We start from the raw sequence: 20,245 nt of genomic DNA on the forward strand, positions 1-20,245 counted from the left end.
CTTATGGAACAGGAATTTGTCAAAGCCCTCCCCATCCTTCATCATCTGATGAAGGCGGGCCATCAGGCGTACTTTGTCGGGGGAGCCGTCAGAGACAGCTATATGAAACGAAAAATAGGTGATGTGGACATCGCAACCAGCGCTTCGCCGAATGAGGTGGAGCGCCTCTTTAAGCGGACTGTCGATGTAGGAAAAGAGCACGGCACCGTCATCGTCCTGTGGGAAGATGAAACCTATGAAGTCACCACTTTTCGTGCCGAATCAGAATATAAGGACTATCGGCGCCCGGAAGCTGTGCGGTTCATTACTTCTTTATCAGAAGACTTAAAGCGGAGAGACTTAACGATTAATGCGATGGCGATGTCTGCCGAAGGAGAGCTGCTTGATTATTTCGGAGGCGCACATGATATCGGACAAAAGCTGATCCGTACGGTGGGTAACCCTGAAGACCGTTTTCGGGAAGACGCTCTGCGGATGATGAGAGCCGTCCGCTTTATGAGTCAGCTCGGCTTTCTGTTAGAAAAAGAAACAAGAGAGGCCGTCATAAAAGACAGGGAGCTTTTGGCACATGTATCAGTAGAACGAAAGACCGTCGAGTTTGAAAAGCTGATGCAGGGCGCTTTCTCACAAGAAGCGATTCAAACGATGGTGCAGACAGGTCTGATACAAGAGCTGCCCGGCCTTTCCGGTTATGAGCAGCAAATGCTTGAAGCAAGCGGCTTTCCGTTTTCTTCTTTAGATGCACGCGAAGAACGCTGGGCAGCGCTGTTATTGTTTCTCGGTCTTTGTCCGAAAAGTGCCGAGGCGTTTTTAAAACAATGGAAACTGCCGGGAAAGGTCATAAAAAAAGCGGTGCAGATCATAAGCGTTTATCCGGCGCAGCTGGAAGCAGAAGCGATGTACCGAGCGGGAGAGGCGCTGTTTTCAGCCGTTAAAATCGGGATGCTGAAACAGCATAAGACGATTGATGAACAAAAGCTGAAAGAGGTTCAGAGCCTGTATGAGCAGCTGCCGATCAAAAGCCTTCGAGACCTCGACATTTCAGGCGCTGATCTGATGGAGCTCAGAAACCGCCGCGCGGGTAAATGGGTGGCCGAAGAACTTCGCCGGATTGAAGAAGCGGTATTGGCAGGGAAGCTTCCTAACCGAAAACATGACATAAAGGAGTGGCTCGCATCATGGGATCAACATTAAGAACCCGATTAATTGATTTATTTTCTGAGGCGGGTGACGGCTTTATCTCCGGGCAGAAAATAAGTGACGCGCTCGGCTGCTCGAGAACCGCCGTTTGGAAACATATAGAGGAGCTCCGCAAAGAGGGCTATGAGGTTGAGGCGGTCAGACGAAAAGGGTACAGGCTCATTAAAAAACCGGGGAAACTCAGTGAATCCGAAATCCGTTTCGGGCTGAAAACAGAGGTTTTGGGCAAACAGCTTCATTACCGGGACGTCCTGCCGTCCACCCAAAAAACCGCTCATGAACTTGCCAATGACGGCGCGCCGGAAGGGACCCTCGTAGTCGCCGATAAACAAACGGCAGGCAGAGGAAGAATGGCCAGAGTATGGCATTCACAGGAGGGAAACGGGATTTGGATGAGCCTCATTCTGAGACCCGACGTTCCTTTGCAAAAAACGCCGCAGCTCACCCTGTTATCCGCCGTTGCGGTCGTACAGGCCATCGAGGCTTTTACAGGCGTACAGGCCGCCATTAAATGGCCGAATGATTTAATGATTCACGGCAAAAAAGCCGTCGGGATTTTAACTGAGCTGCAGGCGGAAGAGGACCGTGTCCGTTCGGTTATTCTCGGGATCGGCATCAACGTGAACCAGCAGGAAACCGATTTTCCCGGCGAGCTTCAGGACATTGCGACGAGCCTGAGCATGGAAGCCGGTGAAAAAATTGACAGAGCGGGTCTGATACAAGAGATTCTGCTGACTTTTGAAAAACGCTATCAGGATTACTTGAACCACGGCTTTACACCGATCAAGCTGCTATGGGAAAGCTATGCGGTCGGACTGGGGAACGAGCTCAGAGCGAGAACGCTGCAAGGAACGTTTTACGGGAAATCGCTCGGCATTGATGATGAGGGAGTTCTTCTTTTGGAAACGAGAGACGGTATAAAGAAGATCTATTCTGCCGATATTGAGCTCAATTAATCTTAGTTGGTACAAGCCTCGTGAATTTGGTATACTTCCTATGGGCAGTATCATAATGAACTGCACCTGATCAGCAGAACAGAGATTACGAAAAGTCTGCCTTGATCCAAAAAAGGACTGGGACAGAGGGATGACATTCGCCGAACGTTAAACAAGTGGGAATCCTTCTTATTTTACAGAAGGCTTTTTTGCTTGCGAAGAATTGGCGGCTCATCTCCTCACCGTTTAGAGGAGGAGAAACAGAATGAAAACAAAACTGGATTTCATGAAAATGAAGGAAAACGGAGAGCCGATCGTGATGCTGACCGCTTACGATTATCCGCAGGCAAAGCTTGCGGAACAGGCGGGAGTCGACATGATTTTAGTCGGGGATTCGCTCGGAATGGTCGTGCTCGGACTCGATTCAACCGTCGGCGTAACGGTCAGGGACATGATTCACCATACAAAAGCGGTAAAACGCGGTGCGAAAAATACGTTTATCGTAACTGACATGCCGTTTATGTCTTACCACCTTTCAAAAGAGGATACATTGAAAAACGCCGCGGCCATTATTCAGGAAAGCGGCGCGGACGCGTTAAAGCTGGAAGGCGGAGACGGCGTTTTCGAATCCATCCGCGCGCTGACTCTCGGCGGAATTCCCGTCGTCAGCCATTTAGGCCTCACACCGCAGTCTGTCGGCGTATTAGGCGGATATAAAGTGCAGGGAAAAGATGAGCAAAGCGCGAAAAAGCTCATTGAAGACAGTATCAAATGCGAGCAGGCGGGAGCGATGATGCTCGTGCTTGAATGTGTGCCTGCTGAACTGACTGCTAAAATAATAGAAGAAGTATCCATTCCCGTCATCGGAATCGGAGCCGGTTCAAAAGCGGACGGCCAAGTCCTTGTCTATCATGACGTCGTCGGCCACGGCGTGGACAGAACACCGAAGTTCGTGAAGCAATACGCCAAAATCGACGGCACGATTGAGTCGGCCCTCAGCGATTATGTCCGTGATGTGAAAGAACGGGTTTTCCCGGAAGAAAAGCATTCCTTTCAGATAAACCAAACTGTGCTGCAAGGCTTATACGGAGGAAAGTAAGCGATGAAACAACTGACAGAAACTCAACAGCTGAAAGAATTAATTGCACAATACCGCTCAGAAGGCCGGACGATCGGATTCGTCCCGACAATGGGTTTTCTTCATGAAGGACACCTGACCCTGGTTGAAAAAGCAAACAAAGAAAACGATATTGTCGTGATGAGCATCTTTGTCAATCCGACTCAATTCGGACCGGGCGAGGATTACGAAGCATATCCGCGAGATTTAAAGCGCGATGCCCGGCTTGCAGAACAGGCGGGAGCAGATGTTTTGTTTACGCCGTCTCCGAGTGACATGTATAAGGGCGAGCAAAATGTTGCCGTGCAAGTGAAAAGGAGAACTGACGTGTTGTGCGGCGTCTCCCGCGTCGGCCATTTTGACGGAGTGGCCACTGTGCTGACGAAGTTTTTCAATCTCGTTAAACCGACCCGCGCCTACTTCGGCCTGAAAGATGCCCAGCAGGCAGCGGTTGTGGACGGATTGATTGAGGATTTCTTTATGGATATCGAATTGGTTGCAGTGGACACGGTCAGAGAAGAAGACGGACTTGCCAAAAGCTCTCGCAACGTCTATCTGACTGAGCAGGAACGCAAAGAAGCGCCGATGATCTATAAAGCATTGCAGCAAGGTGCCGAACTGGTCAGAGACGGTGAAAGAAATCCGGAAACCGTTATAAAAACCGTCACCGGTATCATCGAAAACACAAGCGGCGTCATTGATTATGCCGAACTGTACGCTTATCCGGAGCTGACTCCGCTTAAAACATTAAACGGCAAGGTCATTCTGGCCTGCGCCGTCCAATTTTCTAAAGCCAGACTGATTGATAATATCATTATTGATATTGATGAATGGGAGAGATCATAATATGTACCGCACTATGATGGCCGGAAAACTGCACCGCGCTACCGTGACGGAAGCCAATTTAAACTATGTCGGCAGCATCACGATTGATGAAGATCTTTTAGATGCCGTCGGAATGCTCGCTAATGAAAAAGTTCAGATTGTGAATAATAACAACGGAGCGAGACTTGAAACGTATATTATTCCCGGTAAGCGGGGGAGCGGCGTCATCTGTTTAAACGGAGCTGCCGCCCGTCTCGTCCAAGAAGGAGATAAAGTCATTATTATTTCTTATCAAATGATGTCTGATCAGGAAGCAAAAAGCCATCAGCCGAAGGTGGCCGTTCTGGATGATCAGAATAAAATCGAGCAGATGCTGGGCCAGGAGCCGGCACACACGATTTTGTAAAAGAGCCCCCTTCATGGGGGTTTTCTTTTAAGATTTAGGGGCAAAAGCTGTTTTTCCGCTCCATTTCTCAACAAAACGTGTTACACTTTTCTCGTATGCAAGAATTGAGGTGTCCATTTTAATGAACAAACAACGGTTCGTTGTCATAGATGTCGAAACAACAGGAAATTCGCCGAAAAAGGGCGATAAAATCATTCAAATCGCAGCGGTTGTCATTGAAAATGGACAAATAACTGAGCGGTTTTCAAAATATATCAATCCGAATCAGGCCATCCCGCCGTTTATTGAACAGCTGACCGGAATTTCGTCCGGAATGGTTGAAAATGAACTGCCGTTTGAAGCGGTCGCAGAGGAGATTTTTCATCTGCTTGACGGCGCGTATTTTGTTGCCCACAATATTCATTTCGACCTCGGATTTGTCCGGCATGAACTGAGCGAAGCGGGCTATGAGCTGCCGGATTGTGAAGTGCTTGATACGGTTGAGCTTTCGCGTATTGTTTTCCCGGGGTTTGAAGGATATAAGCTCGGTGAGTTGTGCGCAGAGCTGAATATTGTTCATGACCGCCCTCACCGCGCAGACAGCGATGCGGAGGTTACGGGCCTGGTCTTTTTAGACATTTTACATAAACTGAAACATCTGCCTTTACCGACGTTAAAGCAGCTTAGAAGGCTTTCACAGCATTTTATCAGCGATTTGACGCTGCTTTTGGATTCTTTTATTCATGAAAGCAGGCCGGCGGAAGAAAAGAGCTGCATTCCATACGCCTCTTTTTCAATTAAAGAGCCCGATCACATTCCGGTTTCCCGTCCGGTGAATGCGGCCATTGACCTTGAAAAGTGGAACGAAGAAAAAGAACAGATCTTGTCCGGCATCATCCCCCGCTATGAAAAGCGGAAAGGACAGCTTACGATGATGGATGAAGTGCTTGGCGCCTTCCGCAATCGGGAGCATGCGCTGATTGAAGCGGCGCCCGGCATCGGAAAAACGATCGGTTATCTCGTTCCGGCTGTTTTATTTGCCAAAGCGGAACAAACTCCCGTCATTATCAGCACGTACTCTACTCTTTTGCAGCAGCAGATCATGTCTAAAGATCTTCCGCTTTTGGAGCGTATGTTTCCTTGGCCGGTCAAAGCTGCTATTTTAAAAGGGAAATCACATTATCTGTGCCTGCCGAAGTTTGAACATATTCTGCATGAGGAAGATGACAACTATGATGCGGTTTTGACGAAAGCGCAGCTTCTCGTCTGGCTGACGGAGACTGAAACGGGCGACGCCGCTGAGCTGAATCTTCCATCAGGCGGCAGATTGCTGTGGGAGCGCATGGCTTACGATGAGAATTCTTTTATGAAAAAAGGGAAGGACTCGGCTGCCGGGTTTTATGAACGGGCTAAAGAAAAAGCGCAGGCCGCAGATCTGATTATCACAAACCATGCTTTGCTGTTTTCAGATCAAAGCAGTGAAACGAAAAAACTGCCTGCAAGCGGAACGGTCATCATTGATGAAGCGCATCATTTCGAACGCGCCGCCAGCGAGCACCTGGGGAAGAGAGCTTCATACATCGGACTGCACACAAAGCTCAGCCGAATCGGGACCTTAAAGGAACACGGACTGTTAAAGCGGATGAGAAAACTGTTTTATACGTATGAACTGCCGGCGGAAAGTTTTTTTGACGCCGATGAGTGGATGAAGCATATTCAATCGGAAAGCGACGCATTTTTCAGTTCAGTGCATTCTTTTGTCAAACGAAGAAAACCTAAAGACGATCTGAACCGTCTCGTCTATAGTCTCAATCATAAAAGCCAGGATAAAGGGTTTCACATGATAACGGACGGAGCGGAGCGGCTTTGTGCGATGCTGGATCAGCTGCTTGACATGTTTTCCGTACAGGAGAAACTGTTACACCAAAAGCTTGATCAGATGAAAAGCGGAGCGGCTTTTTTAGCGGGCGAATATGTAAAGTGTATCAGGGGGCTGAAAGAATATCGCGATACGTTCAGCAGGCTGCTGTTTGAAAATGATGAGAAAGAAGCCGTTTGGGTTGAAATTGATGCGAAGGGCGCAAAAAATGCCGTCAGCATCTATGCGCAGCCTTTGGAGCCCGGTGAAATGCTGGCAGACCAGTTTTTCGCCCGCAAAAAAAGCGTTGTGCTCACATCAGCGACCTTAATGGTGGAGCAGTCTTTTCAATTTATGATTGAAAGGCTCGGACTTGCGGATTTTTATCCGCGCACCAAAAGCATCCCGTCTCCTTTTTCTTACGATGATCAGATGAACGTCATCATTCCGAAAGAGATGAAATCCGTTAAATATGACGGGGAGCGGGAAGTCATTGAGCATATTGCCAAGTATGCAGAAATCATGTCAAAGGGAAAACAGCCGAAGATCCTTGTCCTGTTTACGTCTCATGATATGCTGAAAAAAGTGTATCAGGAACTGAAACTCAGTATGGAGATCTCAGGCATTCAGCTTCTCGCCCAAGGTATTTCAGGCGGGAGTCCCGGTAAATTAATGAAAACCTTTAAAACGGCAAGCCGGGCGATTTTGCTCGGAACGAATCATTTCTGGGAAGGCGTTGATTTTCCGGGGGATGAATTGTCAACCGTCATGATCGCAAGACTTCCTTTCAGGGCGCCTGATAATCCGCTTCACGCCGCAAAATGCGAATTTGCCAAGAAGCAGGGGAAAAATCCGTTTCAGACGATTTCCCTGCCTGAGGCCGTGTTAACGTTCAGACAGGGGATCGGGCGCCTGCTCCGTACGGCGGGAGACAAGGGAACGATCGTTCTTTTAGATCAGCGTGTAAAGACGGCGGGATACGGACGGCTGTTTCTTGAAGCGCTCCCGACTTCATCCCTTTTGGAGCTGACGGATGCCGAACTCGGGGCTTATGTCAGCCAAACGGAATAAAAGCCGCATAAACGCGGCTTTCGTGGTGTGGGATGAGGAATTGTTTTTATAGTAAAAGCGGGTTCATGCCGCCTTGTGATTTTATTATGCCGCGGGCGCATCCCGTTATGACTAACAAAATTTGTTCGACCGATGGAGGGTATAAAAATGGAAAGCAAAATTGAAATTCTGTCAACGATTAATGTGGAGCATTCAGATGATTTATATAAAATCGTCGATACATTAAACCGGACTTTGAAACGGGACAACCTGATGTTCGGCCTTGCGCTCGACGAAGAAAATCAAAATGAAGCGGTCTTCACCATTTATCGCACATAGGTGAAAAAGATGAGAAAAAAAGCATTAATATTTACAGCCGTATTTGGTATTATTTTTTTAGCAGTTCTTTTATTTTCGGCCAGCATTTTTAAATCTGCAATGGCTCAAAAAGAAGAAGGCCACGAAACAGCTGCCGCAGCCGCTAAAGAAAAAACGAATCTGACAGACGCTGAGAAAGTGGAGACCTTTGTCGGCAAACAGAAATATTATGTTGTTACCGGAACGGATAAACATGGAAAAGATATGTATGTATGGGTTCCGGCCGACAAAAAAGCAAAAATTCTCTCAAAAAAAGCCAGTGACGGCATTTCAAGCGGCAAGGCTGCCAAGATCGTTCGGGACGAAGGGCTTGTTTCCAAGCTGAATGGCGTTCACCCGGCGAGAGAAAACAATGTTCCGTTATGGGAAGTGACCTATATCAACAAAAGCGGGCAGTATAGCTTTAGCTATGTGGACTTTACAAGCGGCAAGATTCTCAAAAACATCACACCGTGAGACGTATTAGGGGGAGTTCAAGTTGAAATTGGCAAAAAGAGTATCCGCATTAACACCGTCTGCAACACTTGCAATTACCGCAAAAGCGAAAGAGCTGAAAGCGGAAGGCCATGATGTCATCGGCCTCGGAGCAGGAGAACCGGATTTTAATACGCCTCAGCACATTATAGATGCCGCGGTGCGTTCCATGAATGAAGGCTATACGAAATATACGCCTTCAGGCGGTCTGCCGGCCTTGAAAGACAGTATCGCAAAAAAATTCAAAAACGATCAGGGGATTGAATATAAGCCGTCAGAAATCATTGTCTGCACTGGAGCGAAACACGCTCTGTATACATTATTTCAGGTCATTCTCGATGAAGGGGACGAAGTGATTATACCGACTCCTTACTGGGTCAGCTATCCTGAGCAGGTGAAACTGGCAGGGGGGCGTCCCGTCTATGCAGAAGGGCTGGAATCCAATCAGTTTAAAATTTCACCGGAGCAGCTGAAGCAGGCTATCACCGAGAAAACAAAAGCCCTCATTATCAATTCACCGAGCAACCCGACAGGTGTTATGTATACGAAGGAAGAGCTTGCGGAACTCGGAAAAGTGTGTCTGGAGCATGGCATTCTGATCGTTTCTGACGAGATTTATGAGAAGCTTACATACGGAGGAAAAAAACACGTCTCAATCGCACAGCTTTCAGATGAATTGAAAGAGCAGACGATTATCATTAACGGCGTTTCGAAATCTCACAGCATGACGGGCTGGAGGATCGGCTATGCGGCGGGTTCGGAGACGATTATTAAAGCGATGACGAGCCTTGCGAGCCACAGCACATCCAATCCGACGTCCATCGCTCAATACGGCGCCATTGCGGCCTATAACGGGCCGGCTGAGCCGCTTGAAGAGATGAGACAGGCATTTGAGGACAGACTGAATACCATTTACGCTCAGCTCAGTGAGATTCCCGGATTCACCTGTGTCAAACCTGAAGGGGCGTTTTACTTGTTCCCTAACGCCAAAGCGGCCGCAGAAAACTGCGGATTCAAAGATGTCGATGAATACGTCAAGGCGCTTCTGGAAGAAGAAAAAGTCGCCATCGTGCCGGGCTCGGGTTTCGGTTCACCGGACAACGTCCGCTTATCTTACGCAACGTCACTCGATCTTTTAGAAGAAGCGGTCAAGAGAATCCGCCGCTTTACGGAAAAACACAGCTGATTCTGAAAAAGCGGCTTTTAAAGCCGCTTTTCACTTACATTGACCCCGTTAGAGTAGAACGGGTATAATAAAGTGATGAAAAAAGAGATTCAGGCAGATTCCTGAATGTCTTTCTTGTTCTGGAGGGAAAGAGTTTGAAAACAACAATCAACCAAGTGTATAAACACACAGGCGAGGAAGTAACGATTGGAGCTTGGGTCGCTAATAAACGCTCAAGCGGTAAAATCGCATTTTTACAGCTGAGAGACGGTACCGGCTTCATTCAGGGAGTTGTCGTCAAAGCTGAAGTAGAAGAAGACATCTTCCAAATTGCGAAATCAGTGACGCAGGAAACGTCACTTTATGTAAAAGGAATTGTGAAAGAGGACGAGCGTTCACCGCTTGGCTATGAGCTTGCTGTTACATCCATTGAAGTCATTCACGAAGCGACTGATTATCCGATTACGCCTAAAGAGCACGGTACGGAATTCTTAATGGATCACAGACATTTATGGCTCCGTTCGAAACGCCAGCACGCGATTATGAAAATCCGTAACGAAATCATCCGTGCGACTTATGAATTTTTCAACAAAGAAGGCTTCGTGAAAGTTGATCCGCCGATTTTGACGGGAAGCGCTCCCGAAGGCACGACTGAGCTGTTCGCGACGAAATATTTTGATGAAGACGCCTTCTTGTCTCAAAGCGGCCAGCTGTATATGGAAGCAGCTGCAATGGCGCTCGGAAAAGTATTCTCTTTCGGACCGACGTTCAGAGCGGAAAAATCGAAAACGAAACGCCATCTCATCGAATTCTGGATGATTGAGCCTGAAATGGCATTTGTTGAATTTGAAGAAAACCTTGAAGTTCAGGAGAATTATGTTGCATACATCGTACAAAGTGTGCTGGAACATTGTAAGATCGAGCTGAACACATTAGGAAGAGACACATCGAAGCTTGAACAAATCAAAGCGCCATTCCCGCGCATTACGTACGATAAAGCGATTGAATTCCTGAAAGAAAAAGGCTTTGACGATATTGAGTGGGGAGATGACTTCGGTGCGCCGCATGAAACAGCGATTGCAGAAAGCTATGACAAACCGGTGTTTATCACTCATTACCCGACGTCATTAAAACCGTTTTATATGCAGCCTGCCAAAGATCGTGACGATGTCGTGTTATGTGCCGACTTAATCGCTCCGGAAGGCTACGGGGAAATCATCGGCGGTTCAGAACGCGTTCATGATATGGATTTATTGGAAGAAAGATTAAAAGAACACGGTCTGGATTCAGATGCTTACAAATGGTATGCTGAACTCAGACAATACGGTTCAGTTCCGCACTCCGGCTTCGGCCTCGGACTTGAGCGGACAGTGGCTTGGATCAGCGGAGCGCCTCACGTGCGTGAAACGATTCCGTTCCCGAGACTTCTGAACCGTCTGTATCCGTAATAGTTATGAAAAACGAAGTCTCCTGCAAGGGAGACTTTTTCTAAGTAAAGGGGAAAGCTCCCGGAGATAACCTTTTACAGTAAGAGGTGTAAGGATGAAAAAACAGCAATTTATAGATATGCAGGAACTCGGCATTTCAAGCATTCCCAACCTGCTGCTGACACATTACCGGCAGCTCGGGCTGAATGAAACCGAATTGATCCTGCTTTTGAAGATTAAAATGCATTTGGAAAAGGGCTCTTATTTTCCGACGCCGTTTGAACTTCAATCAGGCATGTCCATCTCTGCTGAAGAGTGTACAAGCTGCCTGAGAATGTTTATTCAAAAAGGTTTTCTGTTTATTGAAGAATGTGAAGACCATAACGGCATAAAGTTTGAAAAATATTCTCTGCAGCCGTTATGGGCGAAGCTGTATGATTACATGCAGCATTCTCAAAATGAAACGCAGGAAAGAACGTCAGAAAGAGAACAAAAAAGCCTGTATACCATCTTTGAAGAAGAGTTCGGAAGACCGCTGTCGCCGCTTGAATGCGAGACGCTGGCCATATGGCAGGATCAGGATCAGCATGATGCGATTCTGATTAAACACGCCTTAAAAGAAGCCGTTTTATCGGGGAAACTCAGTTTTCGCTATATTGACCGGATTTTATTTGAATGGAAAAAGAACGGCTTCAAAACGGTTGAGCAGGCGAAGGCGCACAGCCAAAAATTCCGGCGTGTTCAAACGAAACAGAATGATCCGCAAAAAGAGTATACGAGGCAGGTGCCTTTTTACAATTGGCTGGAACAATAACATGAGAAGGGGAGAAACGTGTTAAATTTAAAGCAGATTGAATATTGTCTTGAAAAAATCGGCGATATGTTTCCGCACGCAGAATGTGAACTTGTCCATTCAAATCCTTTCGAATTGGTTGTGGCAGTCGCATTATCCGCACAATGTACGGACGCTCTCGTCAACAGAGTGACAAAAACGCTATTTCAAAAATATAAACGGCCTGAAGATTATCTTGCCGTATCGCTGGAAGAACTCCAGCAGGATATTAAATCAATCGGTCTGTACCGTAATAAAGCCAAAAATATTCAAAAGCTGAGCAAAATGATCATTGAAGAGTACGGCGGAGAAGTGCCGAAAGACCGGGATGAGCTTGTGAAGCTGCCGGGTGTCGGACGGAAAACGGCAAATGTGGTCGTGTCTGTTGCTTTCGGCGTACCTGCGATCGCAGTAGACACTCATGTGGAGCGGGTCTCTAAACGGCTCGGCATCTGCCGCTGGAAGGACTCTGTTTTGGAAGTAGAGAAAACATTAATGAAAAAAGTGCCGAAAGAGGATTGGTCTGTTACGCATCACAGATTAATATTTTTCGGCCGGTATCACTGTAAAGCGCAATCTCCCCGCTGTGCGGAATGTCCTTTGCTTCCGCTATGCAGAGAAGGGCAGAAGCGTGACAAAAAAGGGCTGGTGAAACGGTGACGGCGATTGACATTCTGGCAGGCTATGAAACATACCTGCGCAGCCTTACGGACTTGGAAAGCCTCGAGATCAAAGCGGCGCTGCGCCGCCATCCGCTGTATATGGATTTCAGCGGCCAGCCAACAGTGCAGCCATGGAGGGAAAGGGGCGAATATGTCCCGTTTCTTTTTCAGATTTGGAATGAAACGAAAGAAACGCTGCTTCCCGTTTTTCAAACAAGAAAATCGAGGTGTGATCAAAATGACATGCTGAAGGGAATAGCCTGTCTGATTGCCGCTTTTCATTGGACGGCAGGGGAGCGGGTCACATCACTCGACTGGACTGTGCTTGAAACAAAGCATTTTCCCGCGGAACCGATCAATTGGGCGGAGCGAATGGCGTTTATTTTAACAAAACCGACTCAATATCACTCGTTTATTCAGCTGGATGAATTGATGACGGAGATGAAGAAACAATATCATAAATATGAAGCCATGAACAAATGTTAAAAACCTCCTTTTCCCATAAGGAGGTTTTTTTGTACGAAAAAAATCCTTCACCTGTTTGGGGTGAAGGATTTCGTCCGCTAATGAGCGGGATTTGACTGGATGGTTGACGAATTGGACTGCCCGTTGATAGTTGAAGATGAGTCTTGGTTTTTATCCGTTTGACCGCTGTCAGGTTTATTTGAGCCGTCTGAACCGGAATCGGAATCATTATCAGAGCCGTTATCTTGCTGTCCGTTGTTATCGGTCCCGTTGCCGGGCTGATTCTGATTGTTGTTATCTGTTTGATCCTTATCGGATTGATCCTGATTTTTATCCGGGTCATCAGTTGGTGTTTGATCCGATCCGTCAGACGTATTTGTCTGATCGTCATCTTTGTTTGAATCATCGGTTTGCGTCTTGTCCTTATCTTTATCTTCATCAGTCTTCTGTTCATCGTCAGTCGCTTTATCTTTATCCGCATCGTCTTCTTCATCTTTCGGGACTTTGAAAGATGCTGATGCCGTATCGCTTTTTCCGTCATCGTTTTCCGCTGTCACCTGGAAGCTGTATGTGGAGCCTGGCGTGACATCTGAGACGACGGCTTCTTTTGCCGAACTGTTTTGAATGTCACTGTAGCTTCCGCCGTCAACGGATTGTTTGACATTGAATGTTGCATCACCGTCATAATTCCAGCTTAAGGTTAATGATTTTTTATCTTTGTCGTATTTCACTTGCAATCCTGTCGGTTTATCGGCTTTTTCTTTCGTATACGTTTTAGAAACGGCAGTTGGCTGCGTCCCTTTCACGAAGTACTCCGTCACTTTTTTATCATCCGGCGTGTTCGGTCCGGCTAAAGCGGCAGGATTCGAGCCTTTCTCAACTGTTTCTTTTACGACGCTGTCAGGCTGCTTGAAGCTTCCTTTACCGTCATCAACGTATGAGATCAGCTTTTGGAAAATCCGTTTTGCGACTTGCTGGTCTGCAGAAGACAGTGATTTCTTGCCTGCTTTGTTGCCAGACTCAACTCCGGTCCAAACCGCCGCAGTATATTGAGGGGTGTATCCGACAAACCAGGAATCCGGAACTCCGCCTGGAGCAATGTTATATTTTTGAATATCACCTTTAGTAAAGTTTGTCGTACCCGTTTTACCGGCGACTTCCACGTTCGGTACTTGAGCCAGTCTGCCTGTTCCTGACTGCACGACTGTTTTGAGCATATCGGTAATCATGAATGCCGTGTAATCGCTCATAGCACTTTTCGGTTTCGGTGTTAAATCAAGCTTAGTGCCGTCATTAAATTCAATTGATGTGACCGCATGCGGTTCATTGTACGTTCCGTTATTTCCGAAAGCGCTGTAGGCGCCTGCCATGGTCATAGTAGATACACCGCGATTTTCATCCCCAAAACCGCCGATAGAATAGGGCTCATATACTTGATCTTTGTTTAAACCTAATCCCAGGTCGTTTGCAAAGTCCACGGCATTATCCTTTCCAACTGCTTGGAATGCTTTTAAAGCAGGGATATTACGTGAGTCTGCGAGGGCCTCTCGCATTGATATCTGGCCTCTGTATCTATTGTCATAATCATGGATCGGTGTGCCGTTAGAGTACGTATATGCAGAATCGTCAATCTGCTCATACGTCGACCATTTTTTATTTTCAATGACCGGGCCGTAATCAAGAATCGGTTTTATGGTTGAACCGGGCTGGGTTTTACCTTGTGTTGCATAATTGAATCCGCCTGCAGTTCTGTTCCGTCCTGCTCCGATGGCGCGGATTTCTCCGTTTGTCGTATCAAGGAGCGTGACGCCGCCCTGCATGCCTTCGGTAAATCCGGCTGTATCGCCGTTCATCAATTGATCAAGATAATCTTGTGCTTTCGTATCAAGAGTCGTATAAATTTTCAGTCCGTCAGTTGAAATATCGACGTCTTTCTTTTCTTTTGTCTCAATTTCTTTCATAACTTCTTCGACAAAAGCGCTGTATTTATTTGTGTCCTTTTTATCGTATTCCTTTTGGCTGACGACGCCTTCATCTTTCATGGACACTTTCTTCGCTTTTTGGTATTCAGAGTTTGAAATGAATCCTTGTTTTTCCATTAAGCTGAGAACGATGTTTCGTCGTTTTTCGGAAGCCTTCGGGTTTTTAACCGGGTTATATCCGGTCGGGCTTTGCGGCATTCCGGCAAGCGTCGCCGCCTGTTCAACCGTAAGCTTGCTCAAGTCTTTTACGCCGAAGAATTCTTCAGCCGCTTTTCCGACGCCGTAGGCGCGCGGTGAGAAATAAATTCTGTTTAAATACATTTCTAAGATTTCATCTTTAGAATAATGGCGCTCCAGCTGCAGGGAAAGCCACACTTCCTGTGCTTTCCGTTTAATCGTTTTCTGATGGGTCAAAAGCGAGTTTTTCACAACCTGCTGGGTGATTGTGCTTCCTCCCTCTGAACCGAACCCATCCGTAAAGTTGGCGACCAAAGCGCCTCCGATACGAATCGGGTCTATACCGTGGTGCTTATAAAAACGGGCGTCTTCAGTTGCGATAAATGCTTCTTTCACAACATCGGGTATATCCTTAATCGGGACGTAGGTTCGTTTTTCACCGCCCACTTCCGCGATTTCTTTTCCGTTTTTATCGTAAATCGTTGAAGAGTAAGGCGTTTTCAGCTTGGCTTCGTCCAAAGACGGCGCGCCGGAAACCAAAACGGCAAATGCCGCCGCTCCGCCGACTATGCCAAGGACAAACAGAATAACCAAGGACAGCACAATCTTTTTGAATAAACCGCCTTTACGCTGTTTCTTGCCTTTTTTCGGTGAAGAGGGCTTAGTGCTTTTCGTCTGCCTTGCCTTACGGCGTTCTTCACGGCTCGTAAATTGATCTGACATAACATCTCAACCTTTCGTTTATCAACCTTTCGCTCAGTCTACTGTTCCTGCGAAAAATAAAGCTGTTCAATAATACTAATATAATCAATTCTCGGTGAGTATCCAAGGGAAATCGGAAAGGAAGCATCTTCTAATTCGTCTTTGCGAATTGATTTTCTGCCGTTCTTCTCCTTTCTCTCCCAAAAGACAAACAGCTTGTCGGCTTCGAGGAAATAAACCTTTCCGAAAGCGGATATAATAACAAAACAAATGCCGTCTTGCCTGACCACCTGCTTCATATGCTCAATCTGATGATCATGAAAATTCTGCAGGGGAAATGCCGTTTTGTTTTTTGTTTCTTTTGCCTCGAAATCGATGTAGCGTCCTTTATAAATGCCGTTGTAGTCAGTTGTTGAAGACTGTTTAAAATAAGCTTCCTTAATGACTGCGGCGCTTCTTTTCGGATAGTGGACGTTTACAATCTGGACGGGTGTCGGCTTTTTGTGAATGACAGCAATTTGGTTAGCCAGATAATACTTATTCGTTTCATTCAGGTCGTCTTCGAGGGTCATGCCGCGATTACTGTATGAATGAGACCGTTTCTGGCTGTTTTGGGATGAAACCGTTTTGTTCGGCTGAAAAGTTTTTCCATTCGGGTACCGAATCACTTTTTCCATCCTCCTTATCAAACTAATAGTGACGGAAGTGAATGAACGTGCATAAACGACAGACCGTAACCGCCATTCTTCGCCTGATCGAAAAAGAGACGAAAATAAAAAATGCCGATAATATTTCCCGGACGAATGCCTATAAAGCATATTATGACCGCCATCCTGAGATCAAGTGGCCGCTTTTGGCATCCTTTGTGTCCCGCAATGCGGGCTGGTCGATGACTGATTTAAGAGGCGTCCTTTATCAGGAGGGCCTTGACAGCAGTCAGAAAAACTGGTTTTTCCTTTCGTATGAAAGGGCGAATTGGCTGATTTTTTCTGATGCCTATCCTCAGCTTCTGGTCTACCAGTGGTCAAAACAAATCGGCGAACCTCTTTTCCGTCATCTTCCTTATTTCCGCGTCTCGGCTTTTATGCAGGAAGAATGGTTCCGCTTTTGGCGTGACGGAGATACGGAACGGCTCATGTATGCTCTTATTATAAATGAACAAAACACTATCCAAGCACCTATTATACAAAATCCTTCGTTTAAAAAGAATGTTTTTGGCACGATTCCTTTTTATTTAAGTGATTGGTTTCACTTTAATACGGTGATATTCCCTTCATTTGACGGACATTTATACGGAATTTCCGTCAAACGGTTTTCAAAAACCGAAGAGAGAATTACGCTCGGAAAACAGCTGGCCCGCCTTCTGTTCAGCCCTGATCTTCACGCTTCTTTTTACCGTTTTCTTGATACCGTTCCTCATACCGGTTCACGCTTTGATATGGAGAAAATGATCGGCATCAAAAAAAGAACATCACCGATGCTTAGGACAACCTATCCCATTGTTGCCCACCCATTAGACGGCGAAAGGGCGGATTGGTTTCAAAAAAGGTTAAGAAAAGGGGCTTTCTTACAGGAGAAAATGCCGAAACAGCTTGAACTGACGGACTGGTACTTCCAGAAAAGACGGGAGCTCCATGCGCTCTTCGCGGTTAAAGAGTGGCTGAAGAAATGAAAAAGCCCGAAACCGTTCGCTGGGGTTTCGGGCTGCTGATGTGTTACGTGGAAGGGCGGTTTGGGCCGCCTAATTTTTTATCAAGCGTATCAGTCGTTTTTGCTTCGGTTTTTTGCTGTTTACCTGCATTTTTCGGTCTCGTTTTCATACGGCACCTCCTCAACTGTATCGTTTGCATTAACGTGCCGGTTCATACAAAGTTTGCGGCACTTTTTTGTCGAAAGGCACGCCTTTTAGGATAATCTCTGTTTGTTTGCCGAACTGCTTCTAGTTTTGTCATGTGCAGAGGAGAGCGGTATGAAAACGAGAATTATATTTGAAAGAGATGCAAGTGATAAAAGGGAGGAACATGAATGTCTGTTTACACGAGCAAGGCTGATATTCTCCGTCTGCTTTCTGATATCGAAATCCGGATTTCTGCTGCTGAAAAAACGCTTACCCAAGCAGTCAGATGCTGTCAGGCGGAAGCTGAAGAAATCAGACAGGAGAAACTTTCCCGTCTTGAGGAAGAGGCGCGGGAGCTTCATGTTTGTATTGATGACCTGTTTTTGACTGACCGGCGTAAAAAGGATTTGCCGCGAGTCTGCCGGATAAGCTGATTTTGTGCAAAAACTTTGGTACCATATGTACTGAGGTGAGTCCGTTTGCAGACACAGTCGTTATTGGAGCTGACAGAACAAATGATAGAGGCGGTTCTGGAAGCCGAAAAAAGGTATCAGGATGGAAAAGAGTCAGGCCGTTCATATGATTTTTTTGAGACGATTAAACCCGATGTTGAAAAAAGAGACCGGCTTTGCGCGCTTTGGACAGAAGCAGCGCTTGCGTTTATTCAGGAAAACCGTCCGAAATACGTTCATCATGCACAAATTCAGGCCGTTACAGAAAATTTCGGGGAGCTGATGCTCCAATCATATGTTCATCATATTCATAAAAAAAGATACAGGGATTTAACTGAATCTGTTTTATATACGCTTCGTATATTAAGGGATGAAATTGAAAAAGAAGGCAGCTGAAAACGGCTGCCTTCTTTTATATAAAGGGGTCGGGTATGTTATTCATACGCCGGGTTTTCTGCTCCACTTGCTTCGAGAACCTTCATACTGTTTCGAAATTCGGTTGCGGTGAAATGGCCTTGAATATAGAGGAATTTTGCAAAGTCCATCAGTTTATCTGCACAATCTGTTTCATATTTTTTCACTTCAGCAAAACGCTTTCTTAAGTATGATACGTTCATAATGGTGCATCCCCTCTCATGTATGTTGAGATTATGTTAACATAACGATTCGACTTTTTTCTGTTTTTAAAAAATTAAGACTTTCGACAGCATTTGACAAAGATCAGAATCACCGAAAGCACATAACCAAGGCGGAATTCATACATATATAGCAGAAACTTAGTGAGAGACAAGGGGGAATGTCATATGCAATGGAGAGCGCAGCCATATCAAAATATGTACCAGCAGCCGGCGGGATATTTCTACCCGCAGCAGATACAGCCATTGCAGCAGCCGCCATATCATCAGCAAGGGCAGTACCCGCAGCAATTTTATCCGAATCAGGAATACGGTCATATACAGCAGCCGTTTGCTCCTGCTCCTCCTCAGGCAGGCATGCCCGGGGGCCAGCCGGGGTTTGTGAATCCTTACCCCGTTCCCAGACCGAATCAGCAGCAGTCTTCCCAATTCTCAGGCATACTCTCCCAGTTTAAAAAAACGAATGGACAGTTTGACTTCAATAAAATGATGGATACAACGGGGCAGATGGTAAGCGCCGTAAATCAGGTCGGATCGCTGGTGAAAGGCTTCACCAGTATCTTCAAATAAAAAGCATGAATGATATCCATCATTCATGCTTATTTTTTAGGGAAAAAGAGGGTAAGCGTCTGTTCATTCCAGGATGTTTCCATATCTTCTTCACTTACCTTATACGGGAGGACAACGGTTCTTGTCATGCTTGAAGACACATGGGATGATTGAGCCTGTTTATGATCGTAGCGGATTGTAACGTGAAGGTAGCACCCTTTCGTTTCCACCAGCATATCCCCGTCACGGAACGTCTCGGGAACGCCGATATCAACCGCGAGCCCCGTCGGCTCTTCTCTGACGTCAATCGTCACTTGCGCTTCAGTAAAAGCCGAATTGACAAGGTGCTGAAAACCCTGCATCAATTCTGCGAAGGGACCTGAGTGAAAAAATTGGTCCATCGCATGGCTGATGATGTCCTCATTACTTTGCGGATCAAGTTTATCGTTTTGGGATTGATCCATATGACCACCGCCTTTTTACAAACAGACTATGCGATGCTATGCCGTATGGTTAAGAATTGAAGGAAAAAAGAAAGTATGGTTAAATAGTGGAGAATAAACTGGTAACGGATTCACATTTAGGAAGGGGAGCACAACACATTGCTGAAAAAATTATTCGGATTGGGAGACAGCCGGAAAAAGCCGGCCGAGGAAGTGATTTTTTCTCCGGCTGACGGAGCGGTGATGGATTTGGCTTCAGTGCCGGATCCTGTATTTTCACAAAAAATGATGGGGGACGGGATCGCCGTCGAGCCTGCAAACGGAGAAATTGTTTCACCGGTTGAGGGAGAAGTGATTCAGCTGTTCCATACAAAACACGCTGTCGGCATCCGCACCCTTTCCGGAGCGGAACTTTTGATACATGTCGGTTTGGATACCGTCAATATGAACGGCGAAGGCTTTGAAGCGCATGTAAAAGAAGGAGACAAAGTGAAAACAGGCGATCTGCTTTTAACGTGCCGGCTGGATTTAATAAAAGAAAAAGCAAGCAGCACCGTCATCCCTATGGTGATTATGAATGGCGATGCCGCAGAACCTTTGCAATTTGCAGGCGCAAATGAAGCGAAAAAAGGACAAACAGAGCTTTTTACGATAAAAATGAAGTAGGCAGGGGCTGATTCCCTGCTTTTTTTCTT

At 46.3% G+C, this 20,245-nt stretch carries 23 protein-coding genes; 18 read left to right on the forward strand and 5 right to left on the reverse strand.

The window, feature by feature from the left end:
- Positions 1-3 precede the first annotated feature (3 nt).
- The 13 genes from C5I45_RS08920 to C5I45_RS08980 all read left to right on the forward strand — a co-directional run bounded on the left by C5I45_RS08920 (position 4) and on the right by C5I45_RS08980 (position 12,794).
- Entirely contained in the window at positions 4-1,194 is a 1,191-nt protein-coding gene (locus tag C5I45_RS08920) for a CCA tRNA nucleotidyltransferase (RefSeq protein WP_003153504.1), read from the forward strand.
- On the forward strand, positions 1,179-2,156 hold the full coding sequence (locus tag C5I45_RS08925) for a bifunctional biotin--[acetyl-CoA-carboxylase] synthetase/biotin operon repressor (protein WP_003153505.1): 978 nt from the start codon (positions 1,179-1,181) through the stop codon (positions 2,154-2,156). Before C5I45_RS08920 ends, C5I45_RS08925 begins: the two co-directional genes overlap by 16 nt.
- Before the next feature lie 244 nt (positions 2,157-2,400).
- Positions 2,401-3,234: a 3-methyl-2-oxobutanoate hydroxymethyltransferase gene (panB, locus tag C5I45_RS08930; protein ID WP_032857093.1), complete on the forward strand. Its 834-nt coding sequence runs from the start codon at positions 2,401-2,403 to the stop codon at positions 3,232-3,234.
- Between the two features lie 3 nt (positions 3,235-3,237).
- Positions 3,238-4,098, forward strand: a complete 861-nt coding sequence (gene panC / locus C5I45_RS08935) for a pantoate--beta-alanine ligase (protein ID WP_060657622.1) — start codon at positions 3,238-3,240, stop codon at positions 4,096-4,098.
- 1 nt (position 4,099) lies between these two features.
- Complete coding sequence (panD, locus tag C5I45_RS08940; protein WP_003153510.1) at positions 4,100-4,483, forward strand: aspartate 1-decarboxylase; 384 nt, start codon at positions 4,100-4,102, stop codon at positions 4,481-4,483.
- Between the two features lie 121 nt (positions 4,484-4,604).
- Positions 4,605-7,391 carry an ATP-dependent DNA helicase DinG gene (gene dinG, locus C5I45_RS08945; protein ID WP_014305292.1) on the forward strand — a complete coding sequence of 929 codons (2,787 nt, stop codon included), beginning with the start codon at positions 4,605-4,607 and terminating at the stop codon, positions 7,389-7,391.
- Positions 7,392-7,538: 147 nt separating this feature from the next.
- The gene (locus C5I45_RS08950; protein ID WP_003153512.1) at positions 7,539-7,709 is read left to right on the forward strand and encodes a YpmA family protein; all 171 of its coding nucleotides are present in this window, start codon (positions 7,539-7,541) and stop codon (positions 7,707-7,709) included.
- Positions 7,710-7,718: 9 nt separating this feature from the next.
- Positions 7,719-8,204: a cell wall elongation/penicillin-binding protein regulator TseB gene (gene tseB, locus C5I45_RS08955; protein WP_014305291.1), complete on the forward strand. Its 486-nt coding sequence runs from the start codon at positions 7,719-7,721 to the stop codon at positions 8,202-8,204.
- A gap of 22 nt (positions 8,205-8,226) precedes the next feature.
- Positions 8,227-9,408, forward strand: a complete 1,182-nt coding sequence (locus C5I45_RS08960; RefSeq protein WP_044053365.1) for a pyridoxal phosphate-dependent aminotransferase — start codon at positions 8,227-8,229, stop codon at positions 9,406-9,408.
- Between the two features lie 134 nt (positions 9,409-9,542).
- A complete protein-coding gene (asnS, locus tag C5I45_RS08965) occupies positions 9,543-10,835 on the forward strand; it encodes an asparagine--tRNA ligase (RefSeq protein WP_003153515.1) in 1,293 nt (430 codons plus the stop codon).
- A 94-nt stretch (positions 10,836-10,929) separates the two neighbouring features.
- Positions 10,930-11,628 (forward strand): DNA replication protein DnaD, encoded by a 699-nt coding sequence (dnaD, locus tag C5I45_RS08970; RefSeq protein WP_003153516.1) that lies wholly within the window; start codon positions 10,930-10,932, stop codon positions 11,626-11,628.
- Between the two features lie 18 nt (positions 11,629-11,646).
- A complete protein-coding gene (gene nth / locus C5I45_RS08975; protein ID WP_003153517.1) occupies positions 11,647-12,306 on the forward strand; it encodes an endonuclease III in 660 nt (219 codons plus the stop codon).
- Complete coding sequence (locus C5I45_RS08980; RefSeq protein WP_032857086.1) at positions 12,303-12,794, forward strand: YpoC family protein; 492 nt, start codon at positions 12,303-12,305, stop codon at positions 12,792-12,794. Before nth ends, C5I45_RS08980 begins: the two co-directional genes overlap by 4 nt.
- A 77-nt stretch (positions 12,795-12,871) precedes the next feature.
- Here the strand turns inward: C5I45_RS08980 and C5I45_RS08985 are convergent, their stop codons facing one another.
- Both C5I45_RS08985 and recU read right to left on the reverse strand, forming a co-directional pair.
- Positions 12,872-15,655 carry a PBP1A family penicillin-binding protein gene (locus tag C5I45_RS08985; protein WP_025852655.1) on the reverse strand — a complete coding sequence of 928 codons (2,784 nt, stop codon included), beginning with the start codon at positions 15,653-15,655 and terminating at the stop codon, positions 12,872-12,874.
- A 38-nt stretch (positions 15,656-15,693) separates the two neighbouring features.
- A complete protein-coding gene (gene recU / locus C5I45_RS08990; RefSeq protein WP_003153521.1) occupies positions 15,694-16,302 on the reverse strand; it encodes a Holliday junction resolvase RecU in 609 nt (202 codons plus the stop codon).
- A gap of 41 nt (positions 16,303-16,343) precedes the next feature.
- On the opposite strand from recU, the gene C5I45_RS08995 reads away from it, so the two are divergent.
- Entirely contained in the window at positions 16,344-17,306 is a 963-nt protein-coding gene (locus C5I45_RS08995) for a DUF2515 domain-containing protein (protein WP_014305287.1), read from the forward strand.
- 43 nt (positions 17,307-17,349) lie between these two features.
- Here the strand turns inward: C5I45_RS08995 and sspM are convergent, their stop codons facing one another.
- Complete coding sequence (gene sspM / locus C5I45_RS09000; protein WP_003153525.1) at positions 17,350-17,454, reverse strand: acid-soluble spore protein SspM; 105 nt, start codon at positions 17,452-17,454, stop codon at positions 17,350-17,352.
- Between the two features lie 205 nt (positions 17,455-17,659).
- Between sspM and C5I45_RS09005 the strand changes: the two genes are divergently transcribed.
- Both C5I45_RS09005 and C5I45_RS09010 read left to right on the forward strand, forming a co-directional pair.
- Positions 17,660-17,905, forward strand: coding sequence for a DUF5446 family protein (locus C5I45_RS09005; protein WP_003153527.1), 246 nt, complete (start codon positions 17,660-17,662; stop codon positions 17,903-17,905).
- Between the two features lie 45 nt (positions 17,906-17,950).
- Complete coding sequence (locus tag C5I45_RS09010) at positions 17,951-18,319, forward strand: YppE family protein (RefSeq protein WP_003153529.1); 369 nt, start codon at positions 17,951-17,953, stop codon at positions 18,317-18,319.
- Between the two features lie 38 nt (positions 18,320-18,357).
- Here the strand turns inward: C5I45_RS09010 and C5I45_RS09015 are convergent, their stop codons facing one another.
- The gene (locus C5I45_RS09015) at positions 18,358-18,540 is read right to left on the reverse strand and encodes a YppF family protein (protein ID WP_107994338.1); all 183 of its coding nucleotides are present in this window, start codon (positions 18,538-18,540) and stop codon (positions 18,358-18,360) included.
- Between the two features lie 186 nt (positions 18,541-18,726).
- Here C5I45_RS09015 and C5I45_RS09020 point away from each other — a divergent pair, with 186 nt between their 5' ends.
- The gene (locus C5I45_RS09020) at positions 18,727-19,128 is read left to right on the forward strand and encodes a YppG family protein (protein WP_048367441.1); all 402 of its coding nucleotides are present in this window, start codon (positions 18,727-18,729) and stop codon (positions 19,126-19,128) included.
- Positions 19,129-19,157: 29 nt separating this feature from the next.
- Here the strand turns inward: C5I45_RS09020 and C5I45_RS09025 are convergent, their stop codons facing one another.
- A complete protein-coding gene (locus tag C5I45_RS09025) occupies positions 19,158-19,571 on the reverse strand; it encodes an alpha-crystallin domain-containing protein (protein WP_003153535.1) in 414 nt (137 codons plus the stop codon).
- Between the two features lie 138 nt (positions 19,572-19,709).
- Here C5I45_RS09025 and C5I45_RS09030 point away from each other — a divergent pair, with 138 nt between their 5' ends.
- Entirely contained in the window at positions 19,710-20,216 is a 507-nt protein-coding gene (locus tag C5I45_RS09030; RefSeq protein ID WP_003153536.1) for a PTS sugar transporter subunit IIA, read from the forward strand.
- Positions 20,217-20,245: the final 29 nt, after the last annotated feature.

This window comes from Bacillus sp. ZY-1-1 (assembly GCF_003047165.1).
In the GTDB taxonomy this organism is placed as follows: Bacteria; Bacillota; Bacilli; order Bacillales; family Bacillaceae; genus Bacillus; species Bacillus velezensis.

What these genes read in the sequence shown, in the direction of transcription:
- C5I45_RS08920 (WP_003153504.1), top strand. Translation starts at nt 4, where the DNA reads ATGGAACAGGAATTTGTCAAAGCCCTCCCCATCCTTCATCATCTGATG.
- C5I45_RS08925 (WP_003153505.1), top strand. Translation starts at nt 1,179, where the DNA reads ATGGGATCAACATTAAGAACCCGATTAATTGATTTATTTTCTGAGGCG.
- panB (WP_032857093.1), top strand. Translation starts at nt 2,401, where the DNA reads ATGAAAACAAAACTGGATTTCATGAAAATGAAGGAAAACGGAGAGCCG.
- panC (WP_060657622.1), top strand. Translation starts at nt 3,238, where the DNA reads ATGAAACAACTGACAGAAACTCAACAGCTGAAAGAATTAATTGCACAA.
- panD (WP_003153510.1), top strand. Translation starts at nt 4,100, where the DNA reads ATGTACCGCACTATGATGGCCGGAAAACTGCACCGCGCTACCGTGACG.
- dinG (WP_014305292.1), top strand. Translation starts at nt 4,605, where the DNA reads ATGAACAAACAACGGTTCGTTGTCATAGATGTCGAAACAACAGGAAAT.
- C5I45_RS08950 (WP_003153512.1), top strand. Translation starts at nt 7,539, where the DNA reads ATGGAAAGCAAAATTGAAATTCTGTCAACGATTAATGTGGAGCATTCA.
- tseB (WP_014305291.1), top strand. Translation starts at nt 7,719, where the DNA reads ATGAGAAAAAAAGCATTAATATTTACAGCCGTATTTGGTATTATTTTT.
- dnaD (WP_003153516.1), top strand. Translation starts at nt 10,930, where the DNA reads ATGAAAAAACAGCAATTTATAGATATGCAGGAACTCGGCATTTCAAGC.
- C5I45_RS08985 (WP_025852655.1), bottom strand. Translation starts at nt 15,655, where the DNA reads ATGTCAGATCAATTTACGAGCCGTGAAGAACGCCGTAAGGCAAGGCAG.
- C5I45_RS08995 (WP_014305287.1), top strand. Translation starts at nt 16,344, where the DNA reads ATGAACGTGCATAAACGACAGACCGTAACCGCCATTCTTCGCCTGATC.
- sspM (WP_003153525.1), bottom strand. Translation starts at nt 17,454, where the DNA reads ATGAAAACGAGACCGAAAAATGCAGGTAAACAGCAAAAAACCGAAGCA.
- C5I45_RS09005 (WP_003153527.1), top strand. Translation starts at nt 17,660, where the DNA reads ATGTCTGTTTACACGAGCAAGGCTGATATTCTCCGTCTGCTTTCTGAT.
- C5I45_RS09015 (WP_107994338.1), bottom strand. Translation starts at nt 18,540, where the DNA reads ATGAACGTATCATACTTAAGAAAGCGTTTTGCTGAAGTGAAAAAATAT.
- C5I45_RS09020 (WP_048367441.1), top strand. Translation starts at nt 18,727, where the DNA reads ATGCAATGGAGAGCGCAGCCATATCAAAATATGTACCAGCAGCCGGCG.
- C5I45_RS09025 (WP_003153535.1), bottom strand. Translation starts at nt 19,571, where the DNA reads ATGGATCAATCCCAAAACGATAAACTTGATCCGCAAAGTAATGAGGAC.